The sequence below is a fragment of the Pseudomonas sp. S3_G06 genome, assembly GCF_054667565.1.
In genome coordinates, this window is the sequence record NZ_CP162738.1 from 4694675 (window position 1) to 4715444 (window position 20770).

Annotated in this window: 21 protein-coding genes; 19 read left to right on the forward strand and 2 right to left on the reverse strand. The window is 62.7% G+C overall.

All coding sequences use genetic code 11. The features are described from left to right. Positions 1-4: 4 nt before the first annotated feature. From AB4N47_RS20920 to AB4N47_RS21005, 18 genes are read left to right on the forward strand one after another with little or no spacing between them, the layout of a single operon-like run. A complete protein-coding gene (locus tag AB4N47_RS20920) occupies positions 5-259 on the forward strand; it encodes an acyl carrier protein (protein WP_016772026.1) in 255 nt (84 codons plus the stop codon). Next, entirely contained in the window at positions 256-801 is a 546-nt protein-coding gene (locus AB4N47_RS20925; protein ID WP_076565270.1) for a COG4648 family protein, read from the forward strand. Before AB4N47_RS20920 ends, AB4N47_RS20925 begins: the two co-directional genes overlap by 4 nt. Beyond that, the gene (locus AB4N47_RS20930) at positions 798-2477 is read left to right on the forward strand and encodes an AMP-binding protein (RefSeq protein WP_341638435.1); all 1680 of its coding nucleotides are present in this window, start codon (positions 798-800) and stop codon (positions 2475-2477) included. The genes AB4N47_RS20925 and AB4N47_RS20930 overlap by 4 nt, the downstream gene beginning before the upstream one ends. Next, positions 2470-3204 carry a glycosyltransferase family 2 protein gene (locus AB4N47_RS20935; protein ID WP_186567494.1) on the forward strand — a complete coding sequence of 245 codons (735 nt, stop codon included), beginning with the start codon at positions 2470-2472 and terminating at the stop codon, positions 3202-3204. Before AB4N47_RS20930 ends, AB4N47_RS20935 begins: the two co-directional genes overlap by 8 nt. Next, entirely contained in the window at positions 3201-4148 is a 948-nt protein-coding gene (locus AB4N47_RS20940) for an LpxL/LpxP family acyltransferase (protein ID WP_252885188.1), read from the forward strand. Before AB4N47_RS20935 ends, AB4N47_RS20940 begins: the two co-directional genes overlap by 4 nt. Continuing rightward, on the forward strand, positions 4129-5673 hold the full coding sequence (locus tag AB4N47_RS20945) for an HAL/PAL/TAL family ammonia-lyase (RefSeq protein ID WP_341638433.1): 1545 nt from the start codon (positions 4129-4131) through the stop codon (positions 5671-5673). Before AB4N47_RS20940 ends, AB4N47_RS20945 begins: the two co-directional genes overlap by 20 nt. Beyond that, positions 5666-6091 (forward strand): acyl-CoA thioesterase, encoded by a 426-nt coding sequence (locus AB4N47_RS20950; RefSeq protein ID WP_122747993.1) that lies wholly within the window; start codon positions 5666-5668, stop codon positions 6089-6091. The genes AB4N47_RS20945 and AB4N47_RS20950 overlap by 8 nt, the downstream gene beginning before the upstream one ends. Next, a complete protein-coding gene (locus tag AB4N47_RS20955) occupies positions 6088-6690 on the forward strand; it encodes an outer membrane lipoprotein carrier protein LolA (RefSeq protein ID WP_341638432.1) in 603 nt (200 codons plus the stop codon). The genes AB4N47_RS20950 and AB4N47_RS20955 overlap by 4 nt, the downstream gene beginning before the upstream one ends. Then, positions 6674-9004 carry an MMPL family transporter gene (locus AB4N47_RS20960; RefSeq protein ID WP_341638431.1) on the forward strand — a complete coding sequence of 777 codons (2331 nt, stop codon included), beginning with the start codon at positions 6674-6676 and terminating at the stop codon, positions 9002-9004. Before AB4N47_RS20955 ends, AB4N47_RS20960 begins: the two co-directional genes overlap by 17 nt. Next, entirely contained in the window at positions 9001-10164 is a 1164-nt protein-coding gene (locus tag AB4N47_RS20965; protein ID WP_341638430.1) for a cation:proton antiporter, read from the forward strand. The genes AB4N47_RS20960 and AB4N47_RS20965 overlap by 4 nt, the downstream gene beginning before the upstream one ends. After that, entirely contained in the window at positions 10151-11398 is a 1248-nt protein-coding gene (locus tag AB4N47_RS20970; RefSeq protein WP_123444007.1) for an NAD(P)/FAD-dependent oxidoreductase, read from the forward strand. The genes AB4N47_RS20965 and AB4N47_RS20970 overlap by 14 nt, the downstream gene beginning before the upstream one ends. Continuing rightward, the gene (locus AB4N47_RS20975) at positions 11395-12120 is read left to right on the forward strand and encodes a class I SAM-dependent methyltransferase (RefSeq protein WP_341638429.1); all 726 of its coding nucleotides are present in this window, start codon (positions 11395-11397) and stop codon (positions 12118-12120) included. Before AB4N47_RS20970 ends, AB4N47_RS20975 begins: the two co-directional genes overlap by 4 nt. Then, positions 12120-12728 carry a hypothetical protein gene (locus AB4N47_RS20980; protein ID WP_191622363.1) on the forward strand — a complete coding sequence of 203 codons (609 nt, stop codon included), beginning with the start codon at positions 12120-12122 and terminating at the stop codon, positions 12726-12728. The genes AB4N47_RS20975 and AB4N47_RS20980 overlap by 1 nt, the downstream gene beginning before the upstream one ends. Next, entirely contained in the window at positions 12725-13921 is a 1197-nt protein-coding gene (locus tag AB4N47_RS20985) for a beta-ketoacyl-[acyl-carrier-protein] synthase family protein (RefSeq protein WP_341638428.1), read from the forward strand. The genes AB4N47_RS20980 and AB4N47_RS20985 overlap by 4 nt, the downstream gene beginning before the upstream one ends. Then, the gene (locus tag AB4N47_RS20990; RefSeq protein ID WP_341638427.1) at positions 13918-14382 is read left to right on the forward strand and encodes a hotdog family protein; all 465 of its coding nucleotides are present in this window, start codon (positions 13918-13920) and stop codon (positions 14380-14382) included. Before AB4N47_RS20985 ends, AB4N47_RS20990 begins: the two co-directional genes overlap by 4 nt. Next, a complete protein-coding gene (gene fabG / locus AB4N47_RS20995; protein ID WP_016772040.1) occupies positions 14375-15103 on the forward strand; it encodes a 3-oxoacyl-ACP reductase FabG in 729 nt (242 codons plus the stop codon). The genes AB4N47_RS20990 and fabG overlap by 8 nt, the downstream gene beginning before the upstream one ends. Then, positions 15103-16329 (forward strand): beta-ketoacyl-ACP synthase, encoded by a 1227-nt coding sequence (locus tag AB4N47_RS21000; RefSeq protein WP_073471608.1) that lies wholly within the window; start codon positions 15103-15105, stop codon positions 16327-16329. The genes fabG and AB4N47_RS21000 overlap by 1 nt, the downstream gene beginning before the upstream one ends. Before the next feature lie 29 nt (positions 16330-16358). Next, complete coding sequence (locus AB4N47_RS21005; protein WP_133337302.1) at positions 16359-16802, forward strand: excinuclease; 444 nt, start codon at positions 16359-16361, stop codon at positions 16800-16802. Positions 16803-17226: 424 nt separating this feature from the next. Here the strand turns inward: AB4N47_RS21005 and AB4N47_RS21010 are convergent, their stop codons facing one another. Then, a complete protein-coding gene (locus AB4N47_RS21010; protein ID WP_024011277.1) occupies positions 17227-18129 on the reverse strand; it encodes a LysR family transcriptional regulator in 903 nt (300 codons plus the stop codon). A 118-nt stretch (positions 18130-18247) separates the two neighbouring features. Between AB4N47_RS21010 and AB4N47_RS21015 the strand changes: the two genes are divergently transcribed. Then, positions 18248-19522 (forward strand): MFS transporter, encoded by a 1275-nt coding sequence (locus tag AB4N47_RS21015; RefSeq protein ID WP_460154332.1) that lies wholly within the window; start codon positions 18248-18250, stop codon positions 19520-19522. A 177-nt stretch (positions 19523-19699) separates the two neighbouring features. On the opposite strand, the gene hemE is transcribed toward AB4N47_RS21015, so the two are convergent. Further along, positions 19700-20767 (reverse strand): uroporphyrinogen decarboxylase, encoded by a 1068-nt coding sequence (gene hemE, locus AB4N47_RS21020; RefSeq protein WP_341638424.1) that lies wholly within the window; start codon positions 20765-20767, stop codon positions 19700-19702. Between the last annotated feature and the right edge of the window lie 3 nt (positions 20768-20770).

Here is a 20770-nt window from a genome sequence, read left to right on the forward strand (position 1 = left end):
GACCATGCAAACTCGTGACGATATTTTCAACACCCTGCGCGATGCCCTGGTCGAGCTGTTCGAGCTGGATCCGGCCCGCGTAAGCATGGACGCCAATCTGTATCAGGACCTGGAAATCGACAGCATCGATGCGGTCGACCTGATTGATCACATCAAACGCCAGACTGGCAAGAAAATCGCCGCCGAAGAGTTCAAATCGGTGCGCACCGTCGGTGACGTGGTCGAGGCGGTGTTCCGTCTGGTTCAACCGGCCGCATGAGCCGACTGATCGGCCTGGGCCTGCTGCTGGCCGGTCTGCTGTACCCCTTTGCGGTGTATTTCGGCATGGAGCATTTCGCCCCGTGGCAATTTGCACTGCTGCTGGGCAGCCTGTGGCTGGCGCGCGCTCTGACCGGCGAACGCAAGCCCGGCAGCCTGTGGATGGCGTGCGTGGCGATGGTGTTCTGCCTGCTGCTGGCGGTGTTCGACAGCCCGCAGCTGCTGCGCTGGTACCCGGTGCTGATCAGCGCATTCATGCTGGTGCTGTTCGGCGCCAGCCTGAAATACGGCCCGCCAATGGTCGAGCGTCTGGCGCGCTTGCGCGAGCCGGAACTGCCGCAGGTTGCCATTCGCTACACGCGCAAGGTGACGCTGGCCTGGAGCGTGTTTTTCTTCTGCAACGGTTTGTGCGCCGCCCTCCTCACCCTGTGGGCGCCGCTGGATTGGTGGATGTTGTACACCGGCCTGATCTCCTATGGATTGATCGGCCTGATGTTTGCCATTGAATGGCTGATACGACAACGGGTAAGAGGCCGTACATGAATTGGATAAAACTTGAGCAGCTGTTGCTCAAGGCACTGCCGGCACGGGCGATCTGCCAGGCGCCGGCACTCGATCACACTCAACTGCGAGCGCAGGCCTTGAGCGTCGCCGCGGGTCTGCAAAGCCGAGGCGTGAAAAGGCTGGCCGTGCATCTGGAAGATGCCGCCGACCTTGCCATCGCCCTGCTCGGTGCCTGGCGTGCCGGCGTCAGCGTGTTGCTGCCGGCGGATCTGCAAGCGCAGACGCGTCAGCGCTGGTCGCAGGAAGTCGATCTATGGCTGACCGACCAACCCGGCGACGCCCAGTTGCACAACTTCACTCAGCCCGGCCTACCCGGTGCACAACTGGATCTCGATCAATGCCGCCTGAGCCTGTGCACTTCCGGCTCCAGCGGCGAACCCAAGCGCATCGACAAGACCTTGCGCCAATTGGCCAACGAGGTCGAAGCGCTGGAGCTGTTGTGGGGCGCAGACCTCGGCGAAGCCTGCATCATCGGCAGCGTCGCCACGCAACACATCTATGGTCTGCTATTTCGCGTGCTATGGCCGTTGTGCGCCGGACGTCCGTTCGTGCGCCGGCAACTGGCGTTCTCCGAAGACTTGCAGCGCGCCAGCCGCGAACATCCGGCCTTTGCCTGGGTCGCCAGCCCGGCGCTGCTAAAGCGCATGGGCGACAACCTCGACTGGCAAGCCTTGAGCGCAGTGCGGCGGGTGTTTTCATCCGGTGGCGCGTTGCCGCTGGAGGCCGCGCATAGCCTGCAACAGCGCTTGCAGCAATGGCCGACAGAAATCCTCGGCAGCTCGGAAACCGGCGGCATTGCCTGGCGTCAGGGCGAGTCGTTGTGGCAACCGTTCGCTGGCGTCGAACTGAGTCAGGACAGCGACGGCGCCCTGCTGATCGCCTCGCCTTACCTGCCTGCCGGCCATGTCGAACACAGCGCCGATGCCGCGCGCATTGCCGCCGATGGTCGCTTCGAACTGCTGGGGCGACTGGACCGGATCGTCAAACTCGAAGAAAAACGGATCTCGCTGCCAATGCTCGAACAGGCTCTGGTCGATCACGACTGGGTCGCCGAAGCGCGCCTCGGTGTCGTGCAGGAGAACCGCGCCTCGCTCGGTGCGCTGCTGGTGCTCAGCGAATCGGGCCTGTTCGCTCTGCGCGAGCACGGCCGCCGTGGTCTGACCGAAACCCTGCGCAAACATCTGAGCCAACATTGCGAAGCCCTCGCCCTGCCCCGACGGTGGCGCCTGCTGCGGCAAATGCCGTTGAACAGCCAGGGCAAACTGGCGCAAGCCGACGTCGAAGCGCTGCTGCTGGCCGCACGGCCGAAAGCCCCCGAAGTGCTGGAGCAAAGCGAAACCAACGGCGAATGGAGCCTGCAACTCAGCGTGCCGCCGGATCTGGCCTACTTCAGCGGACACTTTCCCAAGGCACCGGTGTTGCCCGGCGTAGTGCAGGTGGAGTGGGCGCTGAATCTGGGTCGGCAGTTGCTGAGGCTGGACGGCGCGTTTGCCGGAATGGAAGTGCTGAAATTCCAGCAACTGGTGCGCCCGGGTGATGAAATCCAGTTGCATCTGCGTTTCGATGCCGAGCGCGGCAAGTTGTATTTCGCTTATCGCAACGACACGGCGACGTGTTCCAGCGGACGCATTCTCCTGGGGCCTGCCCATGCATAACCCCTGCGCCGTAATCCCGGTGTACAACCACGAAACCGCGATCACGACCGTGGTCGATGCCCTGCTCGCACAAGGTCTGCCGTGCATTCTGGTGGACGATGCCAGCGAGCCGTCCTGCGCACGGGTGCTCGACGCACTCGCCGAGCGCGACAGGGTTTTCCTGGTGCGTCTCACAGCCAATCAGGGCAAGGGCGGCGCGGTGATGACCGGTCTGCGTGAAGCCTCGCGTCTGGGTTACAGCCATGCTTTGCAGGTCGATGCCGACGGCCAGCACGATTTGCACGACGTCGCGCGCTTCGTCGGCGAATCCCGCGCCCATCCCGAGGCGATGATCTGCGGCTATCCGCTGTTCGACGAGAGCGTGCCGAAAGGGCGTTTGTACGCGCGCTACCTGACCCACGTGATGGTGTGGATCAACACTCTGTCGTTGCAGATTCGCGATTCGATGTGCGGCTTCCGTGTTTATCCGTTGGCGCCGACTCTGGCGGTGATTGACTCGGCGAAAGTCGGCAAACGCATGGATTTCGACTCGGACATTCTCGTGCGTCTGGCCTGGCGCAATCAGCCGATGCGCTGGCTGCAGACCAGCGTGCATTACCCGTTGGACGGTGTATCGCACTTTCGCCTGTTCCACGACAACGCGCTGATTTCCAGCATGCACACGCGGCTGTTCTTCGGCATGTTGCTGCGTTGGCCGCTGATCCTCTGGCGGCGGTGGAAACCATGAGCGAAGAAGTCGACAAGAAGCACTGGGCCGACCGCGAAGAGCGCGGCAGTTTCCTGCTGATGAAATTCACCGCGTTCGCTGCCAAAGTCCTCGGCCGCCGCCTGCTCAGTCCGTTGCTTTATGGCATCGTCCTGTATTTCTTTTTGTTCGGCCGCGTCGCCCGGCGCAGTGCCTGGCAGTACCAGCAACGGCTGGCCGCGTGGAGCCGGCGCGACGACCTGCGTCCGAGCCACTGGCGGGTGTTCGGCCAATTCATGACCTTTGCCGATTCGCTGCTCGACAAGCTCGACGTGTGGAACGGCAAGCTGAGCATCGAGCAGATCGAAATCATCGATCCGGCGCTGCTGCGCAAGCAGTTGCGCGGCAGTCGCGGGCAACTGCTGGTCGGCGCGCATCTGGGCAATCTCGAAGTGTGCCGGGCGCTGGCGGAGATCGGCGAAAAGGTCACCATGAATGTGTTGGTGCACACCAAGCACGCCGAACAATTCAACCGCTTGCTTGGCGAGGCCGGGGCGACCAATCTGCGCCTGATCCAGGTCAGCGAACTCGACCCGGTGATCATGCTGCAACTGCACGAACGGCTGGAACGCGGCGAGTGGCTGGCGATTGCCGGCGACCGCGTGCCACTGCATGGCGGGCGCAGCGTGACGGTGGATTTTCTCGGCCATCCGGCGCCGTTTCCGCAAGGCCCGTGGTTGCTGGCCGGCCTGCTCAAGTGCCCGGTCAACCTGCTGATGTGCCTCAAGCAACCCGACGGCCACTATCGCCTGACTCTCGAACCGTTCGCCGACGCGGTGGTGTGGACGCGCCGCGAGCGCGAGCAGGTCATTCATCAGTGGGCCACTCGCTACGCGCAGCGCCTGAGTCACTATTGCCTCGAAGCCCCGCAGCAATGGTTCAACTTTTACCCTTTCTGGAAGACCGATGACGACGCCAACCCATGAGCCGGTAACCTTCGGCGAACGCCCTTTGCGCATCGAAGACGTGCTGGCCCTGGCCAACCGTCAGGCGCCCGTGCAGTTGCAGGCTGACGCCGACTATCGCGAGCGCATCGCCAAGGGCGCGCGTTTTCTCGATTCGCTGCTGGACAAGGAAGGCGTGATCTACGGGGTCACCACCGGTTACGGCGATTCCTGCGTGGTCGCGGTGCCGCTGCATCACGTCGAAGCCTTGCCGCGTCATCTCTACACCTTTCATGGTTGCGGCCTGGGCAAACTGCTCGACGCGCAGGCCACTCGCGCGGTGCTGGCAGCGCGTTTGCAGTCGTTGTGTCACGGCGTCTCCGGGGTGCGCGTCGAACTGCTCGAGCGTCTGCATGCGTTTCTCGAATACGACATCCTGCCGTTGATTCCCGAAGAGGGTTCGGTGGGTGCCAGCGGCGATCTGACGCCGCTGTCCTATGTCGCCGCAACCCTGTCCGGCGAGCGCGAAGTGCTGTTCCGTGGCGAACGTCGTCAGGCTGCCGACGTGCATCGCGAGCTCGGCTGGACGCCGCTGGTGCTGCGCCCGAAAGAGGCGCTGGCGCTGATGAACGGCACGGCGGTGATGACCGGCCTCGCCTGCCTCGCTTTCGCCCGCGCCGATTATTTGCTGCAACTGGCCACGCGCATCACCGCGCTCAACGTCGTCGCGCTGCAAGGCAACCCGGAGCACTTCGACGAACGCCTGTTCGCCGCCAAGCCGCATCCGGGACAGATGCAGGTCGCCACGTGGCTGCGCAAGGATCTGGCGATCGACGCGCCGACCGCACCACTGCATCGCCTGCAGGATCGTTATTCGCTGCGTTGCGCGCCGCATGTGCTCGGCGTATTGGCCGACAGCCTGAACTGGCTGCGCGGCTTCATCGAGACCGAGCTGAACAGCGCCAACGACAACCCGATCATCGACGCCGAAGCCGAGCGCGTTCTGCATGGCGGACACTTCTACGGCGGGCACATTGCGTTCGCCATGGACAGCCTGAAAAACCTCGTGGCCAACGTCGCCGATCTGCTCGATCGGCAACTGGCGTTGCTGGTCGACGAGCGCTACAACCACGACTTGCCGAGCAACCTCTCCGGCGCCCCGGCTGATCGGGCGATGATCAACCATGGCTTCAAAGCGGTGCAGATCGGCACCAGCGCCTGGACCGCCGAAGCGCTGAAAAACACCATGCCGGCCAGCGTGTTCTCGCGCTCCACCGAGTGCCACAACCAGGACAAGGTGAGCATGGGCACCATCGCCGCCCGTGATGCGATTCGCGTGCTGGAGCTGACCGAACAGGTCGCCGCCGCCACGCTGCTCGCCGCCAATCAGGGCGTGTGGCTGCGCGCTCAAGCCGCCGATGCGCGCCCGCTGCCGCCGGCACTGGCAGCGATGCACGAAGAGCTGGCCAAGGACTTCCCGCCGGTCATCGAAGACCGCGCGCTGGAAGGCGAACTGCGCCTGTGCCTGCAACGCATCGCCGCGCAACACTGGAGGCTGCATGCGTAGTGCCGGAGTGCTTCACGCCGATAGCGAAATTCTCGTGCCGTTTTTCGACGTCGACACCATGCACGTGGTCTGGCACGGCCATTACGTCAAATACCTCGAAGTGGCGCGCTGTGCGCTGCTGGACAAGATCGGCCATAACTACACGCACATGGTCGAGTCGGGTTACGCCTGGCCGATCATCGACCTGCAACTGCGCTACGTGCGCAGCGCGGTGTTCGGCCAACGGCTGAACGTGCGCGCCAGTCTGGTCGAGTGGGAAAACCGTCTGAAGATCAACTATCTGATCAGCGACCTGCAGACCGGCGAACGCCTGACCCGCGCAAGCTCCGTGCAGGTCGCTGTCGAAGTCAGCAGCCGCGAGATGCAACTGGCTTCACCCAAAGTCTTCACCGATGCCGTGGAAAGGATGCTGCGATGAATGTGTTTTACAGAAGCCTCGGCGCGTTGACGCTGCTGGCCGTGTCGTCATGGGCCAATGCCTTCGAACTGCAACAACTGAGTGAACAACTGGCGAAACCGGATGTTATCCACGGCCAGTTCATCCAGGAAAAACACCTGCGCGCCCTGCCGCAGCCGCTGATCAGCAAGGGCAGCTTCGTCCTCGCTAAAAATCATGGCCTGCTGTGGCTGTTGAAAACTCCGCTGCAACAGGATTACCGCATCACCGCCAATGGCATCGCCCGCCGTGACACCAACGGCTGGCAACTGCTGCCGAACAAGAGCGCCGGCGCCGAGCAGAACCGTTTGTTCCTCGCCGTGCTGCAAGGTGACAGCAGCGGTTTGCAGCGCGATTTCGAACTGGCCCTGAGCGGCACGGCGCAGCAGTGGCAACTGACTCTGACGCCGCGTTCGATGCTGCTCAAGCAAGTGTTCAAGCAGATCAATATCGATGGCGGCGCCCTTGTGCAAACCATCGAGCTGCTGGAAACCCAAGGCGACAGCACCCTGCTGCGCATGCAGGACAGCACGGCCGAGCAACCCCTGAGCGAAGCGGAGCAACATGACTTTGCCGAGTGAACGCAGGCTGCCCTGGCTGTTTCTGAGCCTGCTGCTGGCCGTCGTCGCGCTGGCTGCCTGGCAGTGGCGCGACGGTGCGCCGCTGTCGGCCAATCTCATGGAGCTGGTACCCGGGACCAGTCCCGATGCGCTGGAAGTGCGCGCCGAACAGCGCATGCAAGAACCGCTCAATCGCGAAATGCTGGTGCTGGTCGGTCACGCCGATCGCCAGCAAGCACTGAACATGGCTCAGCAACTGGGCGAACAATGGCAGGCCAGCGGTCTGTTCGAAACCGTGCAATGGAACCTGCAAGCCGACTTGCCGGCGCTGCGCAAGCAATTGCTGCAAGGGCGTTTGGCGATGCTCTCGGCGGATGATCGGCAGCTACTCAGCGAGCACCCCGACGCGTTCATCCAGCAGCGGGTGCAGGCGCTGTTCGATCCGTTCAACGGCTTCACCCTGGTGCCGAGCCAGGACGACTGGCTCGGCCTGACCGGGCGCATCCAGAACAGCCAGCCGAAACATGGCGCAGTGCAACTGGACATTGGCAGCGGCGCACTGGTCGCCGAGGCCGACGGCAAGAGCTGGGTGATGCTGCGTGCGCGCACCACCGGCAATGCCTTCGACATGAACCTGCCGTTGCAAGTGGCAGAGCTGCTCCAGCACAGCCGCGAACAAGCGGCGAAAAGCGACGTGCAGTTGCTCGCCGCCAGTGGCCTGCTCTACGCCGCCAACGGCCAGCAACAAGCCACCCGCGAAATGACCTGGGTCGGCGGTGGCGCGACGGTTGGCATTCTGCTGTTGCTGCTGTTGGCGTTTCGCCGCTGGCGCGTGCTGCTGGCGTTTGTTCCGGTGCTGGTCGGCATGCTGTTCGGCGCGGTGGCCTGTGTGGCACTGTTCGGTCACATGCATGTGATGACGCTGGTGCTCGGTTCGAGTCTGATCGGCGTTGCCGTGGATTACCCGCTGCACTATCTGTCCAAGAGCTGGAGTCTCAAGCCCTGGCGCAGCTGGCCGGCCCTGCGCTTGACCTTGCCGGGGTTGACCCTGAGCCTGATCACCAGCGTTATCGGCTATCTGGCGCTGGCGTGGACGCCGTTCCCGGCATTGACGCAGATCGCCGTGTTCTCCGCCGCCGGCTTGCTCGGTGCCTATCTTTCTGCCGTTTGTCTGCTGCCGGCGCTGCTGAAAAATGTCCAACTGCGCCCGGCGCAATGGCCGCTGCGCCTGGCCGAACGTTTGATTCATCTGCGTGAGGCGCTGCTCGGTTGCATGCGCACGCCCGTGCTGCTGGCGCTGCTGATCGCCTTCTGCGTCGGCGGCCTGATGCAACTGCAGAGCAAAAACGACATCCGCCAATGGGTCGGCGCGCCGCAGCATCTGACCGACGAAGCGCAGACCATCGCGCGCATCACCGGGTATCAACCGACCAGCCAGTTCTTCCTGATCCGCGCGGCCAATCAGGAGCAATTGCTTGAGCGCCAGGCAGCGCTGAGCGAACGGCTGCAGCAACTGGTCAACCTCGACAAACTGCAAGGCTATCTGGCCCTCGATCAACTGGTCAGCGCGCCGAGTCAGCAACAGCAAGTGCGCGAATCACTGAACAAGCTGCCGTCGTTCTGGCAACCGCTGCTCAATCTCGGCGTGCCGGCGGCGGCTTTGCAAAACGAATTGCAGCAGTTGCAGACCCTGCCCGCCGAAGACATCGACGCCGCGCTGGCCGGACCGCTCGGTGAGCCGTATCGGACACTGTGGCTTGGACCGACTGAAGACGGCGTCGCAGCGATGACCAGTTTGCAGGGCTTGAACAATCCGTCGTTGCTGCGCGTGCAGGCACTCGATTTGCCGGGAGTGGTGCTGATCGATCGCCTCGGTGACCTGAACAAGGTCTTTGCCGCCACGCAGATCAGCGCCGCCGAACTGAAACTGGCCTCCTGCGTGTTGATCGTGCTGGTGCTGATGCTGCCGTTCGGCCTGACTGGCGCACTGCGCATCGTCGCCCTGCCACTGCTGGCGGCGCTGTGCAGTCTGGCCAGCCTTGGCTGGCTCGGTCAGCCACTGACCTTGTTCAGCCTTTTCGGCCTGTTGCTGGTGACGGCGATCAGCGTCGATTACGCAATCCTCATGCGCGAACAGGTGGGCGGCGCGGCGGTAAGTCTGCTCGGCACCTTGCTCGCCGCCGTCACCACATGGCTATCGTTCGGCCTGCTGGCGGTCTCCAGTACGCCGGCGGTGAGTAATTTCGGCCTGTCGGTAAGCCTCGGTCTGGCGTTCAGCTTCATGCTCGCGCCGTGGGCCGGACGCCATGAACCGGTTGCGGAGCCAGCGGCATGATGGTCTTCGGCTTCTGGTTGCTGGCCTTGGCGCTGTTTGCCCTGGCGACCCGGGTCGGCCGTCACTTCGGCCTGATTCCGATCGTCAGTCAGTTGCTGCTGGCGAGCTTCGGCTTGCCGTTGCTGATGTACTTCTGGATCGAACCGGGCTGGCAGCTCAGCGGCGCGCAACTGATAGCTCCGGACTGGCTGAAAGATCTCTACAGCCTGAGCTTCGCCTTGCTGCTCGGGCACATCCTCAGCGATGTCATCGATCTGCGTCTGGATCGCCAGAGCGTGAAAATAGCTGTGCCGAGTTTTGCCGTGCCGTTCGCTTGCGGGCTGGCGGTTGCGTATTGGTTGCTGCCGTCGCAGCCGTGGCTCAACGCACTGGCCATCGGATTGGTCTTCGCCATAACGGCGATCCCGGTGTTGTACCTGTATTTGCGTCACATCGATTACCCGCCCACTGCCACGCGGCGGCTGGTGCAAACCGCGATCCTTATCGATCTGACCTGCTGGGCGCTGTTCGGCCTAGCCCAAGGCAGCCTGCACCTGAGCAGCCTGCTGCTGCCCGTGGCCATGGCCGGCGCGCCGCTGCTTTTGCACCTGCTGCGCGTGCGTCGCCCGCTGACCTACAGCCTCGGCTTCTTCGCGTTGCTGGTGATGGCCGAGCATTACAAACTCAACGCGCTGATTTTCGGCATCGGCTATCTGCTGTGCATGGCGCTGCTGAAAGTGCCGTTGGTGCTGCCGTTGCCGGCACGCTGGATGAGCCGCTTGCAGACGTGGATCGCGATCCCGCTGATCCTCACGTTCGGCATCGTCCAGATCGACGTCCACAGCGCCCTCGCCAGCCTCGACGCCGGGCAGTGGGCGGCGCTGCTGCTGTTGCCGATTGCCAGTAAACTGCTGGGCAACTGGCTTGGCCTCGGTTGGGCGGGCGCCTCGTTCGCTGGCGCCAGCCGCTGGCGCGAAAGCGTGCTGCTGAACATTCGCGGCCTGAGCGAAATCGTCTTTCTCAATCTGCTATTGCAACAACAGCTCATCACCCCGGCGCTGTATTTCGCACTGATGCTGATGGGCCTGATCGCGACGCTGCTGCCGGCCCTTATCGGTCTGCATCGCGCGCCCCTGAATCTGAACAGTCCCTTGCCCCGGAGCTCACGTGCCAATCGTTGAAATGGAATCCCGTCAGGTCGTGATCATCGGTGCCGGCCCGTCCGGTGCTATCGCCGCCGCCCTGCTCAAGCGCAAGGGCCACGATGTGCTGGTGCTCGAGCGCCAGCACTTCCCGCGCTTCTCCATAGGCGAAAGCCTGCTCAGCCATTGCCTGGATTTCGTCGAAGAAGCCGGCATGCTCGACGCCGTCAACGCCGCCGGTTTCCAGCGCAAGACCGGCGCGGCGTTTGCCTGGGGCGAGCGCTACAGCGCTTTCGATTTTGGCGACACTTTCACCGCCGGCAAGCCGACCACGTTCCAGGTGCAGCGCGCCGATTTCGACAAGTTGCTGGCCGATCAAGCAGCATTGCAAGGTGCGGAAATCCGTTATGGCGATGCGATCGTCAGCGTCGATTTCGATCAGACGAAACCACTCCTTGACGTGCGCCGCGAAGATGGCAGCGAGTACCGCGTCGAAGCCGATTTCGTCCTGGACGCCAGCGGCTACGGCCGCGTGCTGTCGCGCTTGCTCGACCTCGAAGCGCCTTCGAATTTCCCGGTGCGCCAGGCGGTGTTCACCCATGTCGAAGATCACATCGACAACCCGGCGTTCGACCGTGAAAAGATCCTCGTCACCACCCATCCCGAGCATCGCGATGTGTGGTTCTGGACCATCCCGTTCAGCAACGGCCGCTGCTCGGTGGGCGTGGTCGCGGCTGAGGAACATTTCCGGGGGCGCGATAGCGACCTCGATGTCTGCCTGCGCAGCTTCATCGCCGAGACGCCAAGCCTCGCCGGGGTTCTGAACAACGCGGTCTGGGACACTCCGGCGCGCACCCTCGGCGGCTACGCGGCCAATGTGAAAACCCTGCATGGCCCGGGCTTCGCGCTGCTGGGCAACGCCGCAGAATTCCTCGATCCGGTGTTCTCCTCCGGCGTGACCATCGCCATGCGTTCGGCGAGCATGGCTGCCGGCGTGCTGCACCGTCAGTTGCAGGGTGAAACGGTGGACTGGCAAAGCGAATTTGCCGAGCCGTTGAAACGCGGCGTCGACACGTTCCGCTGCTACGTCGAAGGCTGGTACGCCGGCACCTTCCAGGACGTGATTTTCTACGAGGACAGCCAGGCGGAAATTCGCCGGATGATCTGTTCGATCCTCGCCGGTTACGCCTGGGACGAGCGCAACCCGTTTGTCAGCGAAGCGCGGCGCCGGCTGAAGATGATTTCCCAACTCTGCGCGCAGGACGCCTCATGAATTACCTGAGCGACAGCTACGTCGAGGAAACCCGCTTCGGTCTCTGGTTCCTGCGCAGCCACACCTGGCAGCACCACGTGCTGCGCGTGGCGATCAATGATCTGCGTGGATTATTCAGTGAGCCGCTGCCGGAACGTCCGGTGCTGCTGGACGCCGGTTGCGGTCAAGGCAAGTCGTTCGGCCACCTGCGCCAGACCTTCGCCCCGCAGCGCCTGATCGGCGTCGACGCCGACCCGCACAGCCTGCAACTCAGCGCCGAAGAGGCCACGCGCCTGGGCATGCCAGTCGAGTTGATCGGCAGCGATTGCGCCACGCTTAACGTCGCCGATGCCAGCGTCGACATGCTGTTCTGTCACCAGACCTTCCACCACTTGGTCGAGCAGGAAAAGGCCTTGGCCGAGTTCTATCGCGTGCTCAAGCCGGGCGGCTATCTGCTGTTCGCCGAGTCCACCGAGGCTTACATTGATACCTGGGTGATTCGCTGGCTGTTCCGCCATCCGATGCACGTACAGAAGAGCGCCGCCGGGTATCTGCAGATGATCCGCGAGCAGGGTTTCGAGTTTGCCGAGCGCAATGTGTCCTACCCGTATCTGTGGTGGAGCCGGTCGAAGGATTTTGGTTTGCTGGAGCGGTTGGGGTTGAGCAAACCCAAGCCATTCGGTGAGCGTGAAGAGACGCTGGTGAATGTCGTCGCGCGCAAGCCATTGCAAGGTGACATCTGATGCACCACTTTCGACCTGAATACATTGGTCCCTGTGGGAGCTGGCTTGCCAGCGATGGCGGTGTGTCAGTCAAAAAAAATGCTGGATGTGCCGACGCCATCGCTGGCAAGCCAGCTCCCACAAGGTTTGTGGTGTGGCTAGTATTGGTGCTATTTGCCTTGCTCAGCGCCTGCGCCAGCCAGCCACCGCTACCAGCGGCCAACCCGACGCTGCCCCTGCCGCTGCAACTGCACATCGAGCGCGAGCAGGCCGGGCAGCGTCAGGACTGGCTGCTGGTGATCCAGCGCGAAGGCGCCGGCACGCGCTGGTCGATGATGGATCCGCTGGGCATTCCCCAGGCCCGTCAGCAACTGATCGACGGGCACTGGCAGGCCGACGGTCTGCTGCCGCCGAACCCGGAAGCGCGGGAGTTGTTCGCCGCATTGCTGTTCGCCCTGACGCCTCCTGCCGAGCTGCTGCGCAACTATCCCGACGCCCGGCAACAGGCCGATCAGCGTTCACTGCCGGCGCGCTGGAACATCCGCTATTCACAACCGTTGAGCTTCCAATTGAATCTGCCTCAAGGCCCGCACTATCGCGTTTCCCAGTTAGGTGAATCGACGCCATGACCGCTTACCTGAATGCCCTCGGCGTGATCTGCGCTTTGGGCCGCGACAAGTCTGAAGTCGCGCGCAATCTGTTTGCCGGCGACTGCTCGGGCATGCGCCGCGAGTCCGGCTGGGTCGCCGAACGTGAACTGCCAGTGGCCGGCGTACACGGTGAATTGGCGCCGATCCCTGCCGAACTGGTCGAGCACAGCAGTCGCAACAATCAGCTGTTGCTGGAAGCCGCGCTGCAGATTCGTGACGACATCGATCGTGCGATCCAGACCTTCGGCCGCGAGCGCATAGGCGTGGTGCTAGGCACCAGCACCTCGGGCATCGACGAGGCCAGCCGGGGTCTGGCGCATTACATCCGCGAACAGCAATTTCCTCCCGAGTACGACTATCGCCAGCAGGAACTCGGCGCCCCGGCGAATTTCCTCGCCGAATGGCTGCAACTGAGCGGCCCGGCCTACGTGATTTCTACCGCTTGCACTTCCAGCGCCCGCGCGCTGATGAGCGCTCAGCGCCTGCTCGATCTGGGCCTGTGCGACGCGGTGCTGTGCGGCGGCGTCGACAGTCTGTGCAAGCTCACGCTGAACGGGTTCTCTTCGCTGGAAGCCGTTTCAGATGAACGCTGCAATCCGTTTTCCGCCAACCGCAACGGCATCAATATCGGCGAGGCAGCGGTACTGTTCGTGATGAGCAAACAGCGCGGCAAGGGCCCGGGAATCGCCCTGCTGGGTGCGGGCGCCAGCTCGGATGCGCACCATATTTCCGCACCGGAGCCGAGCGGTCGCGGCGCCCTGCAAGCGATGCACAAAGCCCTTGGCCGCGCGCATCTGCAAGCCACGCAAATCAACTACCTGAACCTGCACGGCACCGCGACCCAGCACAACGACGCGATGGAAAGTCTGGCCGTCGCGGCACTGTTTCCCCAAGGCGTCGCCTGCTCGTCAACAAAGCCGCTGACCGGTCACACCCTCGGCGCGGCTGGCGCGCTGGAAGCGGCGTTCTGCTGGCTGAGCCTGAGTGCCGAAAACCCTGAACAGGCGTTGCCGCCACACATCTGGGACGGCCAGGCCGATCCCGCGCTGCCGCCACTCAAGTGGGTGACCGCGAGCGAACGCCTGACGTCCATTGCACCGCGCTACCTGATGAGCAACTCGTTTGCCTTCGGCGGCAACAACGTCAGCCTGATTATCGGAGACGCACCATGAGACACTGGCCGCTCGCCGAACTGCTGCCGCATGCCGGCGACATGATCCTGATCGACGCCATCGAGCGCTTCGATGACGAGCAGATTTTCACCCGCCTGACGGTCAAGCACGATGGCCTGTTCAACCTGCCCGACGGCAGCCTGCCGGCGTGGGTCGGCGTCGAGCTGATGGCGCAGAGCGTCGCCGCTTTCGCCGGTTGCCACGCCCGGCAAAAAGGCAATCCGGTGGAGCTGGGCTTTCTCCTCGGCACGCGCAAATTCGAGTGCAACGTCGAAGCCTTTGCGCCCGGCAGCGAGCTGACCATCCACGGCCTGCGCTCACTGGAAGACGATAACGGCATGGGCGTATTCGAATGTCACATCCACGGTGACGGCATTCATGCCAGCGCCCGGCTGAACGTGTTCCGTCCGCCGCAAGCCAATCAATATCTGCAACAGACAAAGGAGTCGCACGATGACTGAATCCGTACTGGTCACCGGCTCCAGCCGTGGCATCGGCCGCGCCATTGCCTTGCGTCTGGCGCAAGCCGGGCACGACATCGTCCTGCATTGCCGCAGCGGCATGACCGAAGCCCAAGCGGTGCAGGCCGAAATCGAAGCACTGGGTCGCCGCGCGCGCATCCTGCAATTCGACGTCGCCGACCGTGAAACCTGTAAAAGCATTCTCGAAGCCGATGTCGAAAATCACGGTGCCTATTACGGCGTGGTGCTCAACGCCGGGCTGACCCGCGACGGCGCGTTTCCGGCGCTGAGCGATGACGATTGGGACGTGGTCCTGCGCACCAACCTCGACGGTTTCTACAACGTTCTGCACCCGGTGATGATGCCGATGATCCGTCGTCGCGCGGCCGGGCGCATCGTCTGCATCACCTCGGTGTCGGGCCTGATCGGCAACCGTGGGCAAGTCAATTACAGCGCCTCGAAGGCCGGCGTGATCGGTGCGGCAAAGGCGTTGGCGATCGAGCTGGGCAAGCGCAAAATCACCGTTAACTGCGTCGCCCCTGGCCTGATCGACACGGCCATGCTCGACGAAAACGTGCCGGTGGAGGAGCTGATGAAAATGATCCCCGCGCAACGCATGGGCACCCCTGAGGAAGTGGCCGCTGCGGTGAATTTCCTGATGTCGGCGGAAGCCTCGTACATCACCCGCCAGGTGCTGGCGGTCAACGGAGGCCTGTGCTGATGAAGCGCGTCGTCGTCACCGGCATGGCCGGCATCACCTCGCTGGGCAGCGACTGGCCGACCATTGCCGGCAATTTCGCGGCCAATCGCAGCGGCATTCGCCGCATGGACGAGTGGGATCGCTTCACTGAGCTGAACACGCGTCTGGCCGGGCCTATCGATGATTTTCTCGTACCCTCGCACTGGACCCGCAAGCAGTTGCGCAGCATGGGCCGGGTTTCGCGCCTGGCGGTCGGCGCGGCGGAAAAAGCCTTGGCTGACGCTGGCCTGCTCGGTGACGAATCGATCAAGGACGGGCGCATGGGCGTCGCTTGTGGCTCGTCCACGGGCAGCACTGACGAGATCAAAGCGTTCGGCAACATGCTCCTTAACTCGGTGGCCGAGGGCCTGAACGCCAACTCCTATGTGCGGATGATGCCGCACACCACCGCCGCCAATATCAGCATTTTCTTCGGCCTCACCGGGCGCCTGATCCCCACCTCCAGCGCCTGCACCAGCGGCAGCCAGGGCATCGGCTACGCCTACGAAGCAATCAAGTTTGGCCGCCTGCCGTTGATGCTCGCCGGCGGCGCCGAAGAACTCTGCCCGACCGAAGCCATGGTGTTCGACGCGCTCTACGCCACCAGCCTGAAAAACGATGCACCCCAGACCAGCCCTCGCCCGTACGATAAGGGCCGCGACGGTCTGGTGATTGGTGAAGGTGGCGGCATGCTGGTGCTTGAGGAGCTGGAACACGCCCTCGCCCGTGGCGCGCACATTCACGCGGAAATCGTCGGTTTCGGCAGCAACGCCGACGGCCAGCACACCACCCGCCCGGAACAGCTCACGATGCGCCGCGCCATGGAGCTGGCCCTGGAAGATGCCGGCCTCACCCCGGACGCCATCGGCTATGTGAACGGCCACGGCACCGCGACTGAACAGGGCGACATCGCCGAAACCCTGGCCACCAGCAGCCTGTTCGGTGAGCACATGCCGATCAGTTCGCAGAAGAGTTTCCTCGGCCACACCCTCGGTGCCTGCGGTGCGCTGGAGTCATGGTTCAGCATCGAGATGCTCAACAGCGACCGCTATGTGCACACCTTCAACCTCGACGAGGTCGACCCGCACTGCGGCAAGCTCGATTACCTGCGCGGCGAATTCCGTCAGATGCATCACGACTACGTGATGAACAACAATTTCGCTTTCGGCGGCGTCAACACCTCGTTGATCTTCCGCCGCTGGGCATAACCGAATCAATTCAGGTCAAGGAGACCTACATGCACTTCAACAAACTCGCCGCTGTCACCCTGCTGCTCTGCGCCCTGCCAGCGGTCAGCCAGGCACGCGACACGGCGGTCTACCTGCCATTCGACAAAGCCGTCGCCGAAGCCACCCGCTCCGGCAAGATCGATGGCAGCGTGAAATTCTATCTGGCCGGCAACACCCCGGCGGGCAAAGTCACCGTGGTCAGCCCCGACGCCGTGACCAACAAGAAAACCAACGCCTTCAACAAGTCCGACGAAGTCGCCTGCGAATGGGTTGCCCAATCGGCAATCATCAGCCTGCACCAGGCCGCGAAAAACGCCGGCGCCAACGCCGTGACCAACATTGTCAGCTTCTACAAGCGCAACGAGCGCAAGGACGCGCAAACCTACGAATGCCACGCCGGCGCGATCATGGCGGGCGTTGCGTTGAAGGGTGATCTGGCGAAGGTTCAATAAACGCCAGCAACGACAAAGGGCGCCGTTTGGCGCCCTTTCACAGACAGGTTGGCTTGTCATCGCCGATTACCTGCCTGGCTCTGCGATGGCTGGTTACCCAGGATCCTCAGAGTCTCACAAGCCCCTTTCGGGATAGTTACCCATAATTTCAAGACGCGCTCGCTTTATGGTTTCACGCGCTTTGACAATGAGGAAACACAAATTAGCGACGATCAGGAATGCCGGCAAGACAGCGGTTTCCTGTACCTGGGTAGGAGACTTCCTAACTTCGCATGATTCAGAAATGATCACTGACCACAGAATGTGCTGCTTCCGGCCTCTTCGCGAGCAGGCTCGCTCCCACAGGAGTTAGGAAACATACGCAAGTTCGATGGGCGCCCAGCTCAACTGTGGGAGCGGGCCTGCGCGAAAGCGCCAGCCGCCTTCACACCGTCAGAGGCTCCACCTTGCGCGTAAGCAGTTCGACAAACGCCTTGGCCATCGGCGATTTCTGATCTTTGCGCTGCACCAGCCACACCGCCGAAATCGCTTCAGGATCGAGCAGCGGGCGGTAGACCACGCCGTCGATGCGCATGCGTTGGTAGGACGCTGGCAGCACCGATACACCCAAGCCCGCCGCCACCAGACCGATGATGGTCATCGCCTCGCCAGCCTCTTGAGCGAAGTGCGGGCTGAAGCCGGCGTCACGGGCCAGACTGAGCAGTTGTGCGTAGAGCCCGCTGCCATAGCTGCGCGGAAAAAACACGAACGGCTCCAGCGCCAGCGCCGAGAGAAACAGGCCTTCGTCGCTGCCTTGGGCCAGTGGATGCTTGGAACTGAGCACCGCCACCAATGGCTCACGCATCAACTCCACAACACTCAGTGAATCCGGCAATCCGAGCGGGCGCATGATGCCCACCTCGATCGACTCGTCCACCAAGGCATCGGCGACCATGGTGCTGCTCATTTCGCGCAGATTCAGATGCACCGCCGGAAAGCGCTGACGAAAGGAAAAAATCGCCTGCGGAATGGTCGAGTTGAACGGTGCCGACGAGGTGAAGCCAATCTTCAACTCACCCAGCTCGCCAAGTTGCGCACGGCGGGCGACGTCCGCGGCCTTGTCGACTTGTGCCAGCACCAGCCGCGCCTCCTGCAGAAACAGCCTGCCCGCCTCGCTCAATTCGACCCGACGATTGGTGCGTTCGAACAATCGCGCGCCGAGCTGTTGCTCCAGCGCCTGAATCTGTTGGCTCAGTGGTGGCTGGGAGATGCCCAGCACCTGTGCGGCGCGGCCAAAATGCAGTTCTTCCGCGACGGCGATGAAGTAACGCAGATGACGCAGTTCCATAGGATTACCATTAGGTCGCTGAGGCTATCAAACAGGTCGAACAATATATTGGATAGAAACATTAGCCAGCTATATGATTTTTTCATTGCCTGCCCGGCTGTGCTTTCCGAGGTCTGAAGTGAAAACTGCTGTCGCGCCCCTTGCCCACGAAATCCCGCCCGCTGCCGACGACGATGCTCTCGCCGAGCTGCAGGAGATCTACATCGAAAAAGGCACGCCGGCCTTCATGCGCACAGTGCTGGCGCTGTTCTGTGGCGGCTTTGCGACGTTCGCGCTGCTCTATTGCGTGCAACCGATGATGCCGCTGCTGTCCCACGAATACGGGATCAACGCGGCGCAGAGCAGCCTGATCCTTTCGGTGGCGACCGGCATGTTGGCCTTCGGTCTGCTGATCACCGGGCCGATCTCCGACCGCATCGGCCGTAAACCGGTGATGGTCGCCGCACTGTTCGCTGCCGCGTTGTGCACCATCGCCAGTTCGATGATGCCGAGCTGGCACGGCGTATTGATCATGCGCGCGCTGATCGGCCTATCATTGAGCGGCCTGGCAGCGGTAGCGATGACCTATCTGAGCGAAGAAATCCATCCACAACACATCGGCCTGGCAATGGGTTTGTACATCGGCGGCAACGCGATCGGCGGGATGAGCGGACGCTTGATCACCGGCGTGCTGATCGACTTCGTCAGCTGGCACACGGCGATGCTGGTGATTGGCGGTCTGGCGCTGGTCGCAGCGGCGGTGTTCTGGAAGATACTCCCGGAGTCGCGCAACTTCCGCGCTCGCTCGCTGCACCCGCGCAGCCTGCTCGACGGCTTCACCATGCACTTTCGCGACGCCGGCCTGCCGCTGCTGTTTCTTGAAGCGTTTGTGCTGATGGGCGCGTTTGTCACGCTGTTCAACTACATCGGCTACCGCTTGCTGGCCGCGCCGTACAACCTCGATCAGGTATTTGTCGGATTGCTCTCGGTGGTCTACCTGTCGGGGATCTACAGCTCGGCGAAAATCGGTTCTTTGGCGGACAAGCTGGGGCGACGCAAAGTGCTCTGGGCGACCATTGCACTGATGTTCGCCGGACTGGCACTGACCATGTTCACTTCGTTGTTGCTGGTGATAGTCGGCATGCTGGTGTTCACCTTCGGCTTCTTCGCCGCGCACTCGGTGGCGAGCAGCTGGATCGGCCGGCGCGCGTTGACCGCCAAGGGTCAGGCGTCGTCGCTGTATCTGTTCAGTTATTACGCCGGTTCGAGCATCGCCGGGACGGCGGGCGGGGTGTTCTGGCATCTGGGCGGGTGGAACGGGATCGGGCTGTTTATTGCTACGTTGTTGCTGATTGCCCTGCTGGTGGCGTTGAAGCTGGCGAAGTTGCCGCCGTTGCAGGGTGTCAAAGCCTGAGATAAAACCCTGTGGGAGCGAGCCTGCTCGCGAATGCATTGTGTCAGGCAACATCAGTGTTGAATGACACACCGCTTTCGCGAGCAGGCTCGCTCCCACAGTTGATTTGGGTACGACATTAGATCGTGCAAAAGAAAACGCCCGGCATTTGGCCGGGCGTTTTTTATTGGGCGCTGATCACTCGTGATACTGCGCCGACAGTTCATGCACCGCACGCAGGAACGCGCCGGCATGTTCTGGATCAACCTCAGGCGTAATGCCGTGGCCAAGGTTGAAAACATGGCCGCTGCCCTTGCCGTAGCTGGCGAGGATGCGCCCGACTTCAGTGCGGATCGCTTCCGGTTTGGCGTAGAGCACGGTCGGGTCCATGTTGCCTTGCAGCGCGACCTTGTCGCCGACGCGGGCGCGGGCGTTGCCGATGTCGCAGGTCCAGTCCAGGCCGAGGGCGTCGGCGCCGGCTTCGGCGATGCTTTCCAGCCACAGGCCGCCGTTCTTGGTGAAGAGGATCACCGGCACTTTGCGTCCATCGTTCTCGCGGATCAGGCCGCTGACGATTTTCTTCATGTAGGCCAGGGAGAATTCCTGATACGCCGCCGCCGACAGGTTGCCGCCCCAGGTATCGAAGATCTGCACCGCTTGCGCACCCGCCATGATCTGGCCGTTGAGGTACGAAGTCACCGACTGCGCCAGTTTATCCAGCAGCAGGTGCATGGCTTGCGGATTGTCGTAGAGCATCGCCTTGGTCTTGCGGAAGTCTTTCGACGAGCCGCCTTCAACCATGTAGGTCGCCAGTGTCCACGGGCTGCCGGAGAAGCCGATCAGCGGCACGCGACCGTTGAGTTCGCGGCGGATAGTGCTGACCGCATCCATGACGTAGCCGAGCTCTTTGTGCGGGTCGGGGATCGGCAGGGCTTCGATGTCAGCGAGGGTGCTGACGACTTTCTTGAAGCGCGGACCTTCACCGGTCTCGAAGTACAGACCCTGGCCCATGGCATCGGGAATGGTGAGAATGTCGGAAAACAGGATCGCCGCGTCCAGTTGCGGGTAGCGGTCGAGCGGTTGCAGGGTGACTTCGCAGGCGAACTCCGGGTTCATGCACAGGCTCATGAAGTCGCCGGCATGCGCGCGGCTGGCGCGGTACTCCGGCAGGTAGCGACCGGCCTGGCGCATCATCCACACTGGGGTGACGTCAACGGGTTGCTTGAGCAGGGCGCGGAGGAAACGGTCGTTCTTCAGGGCAGTCATGTC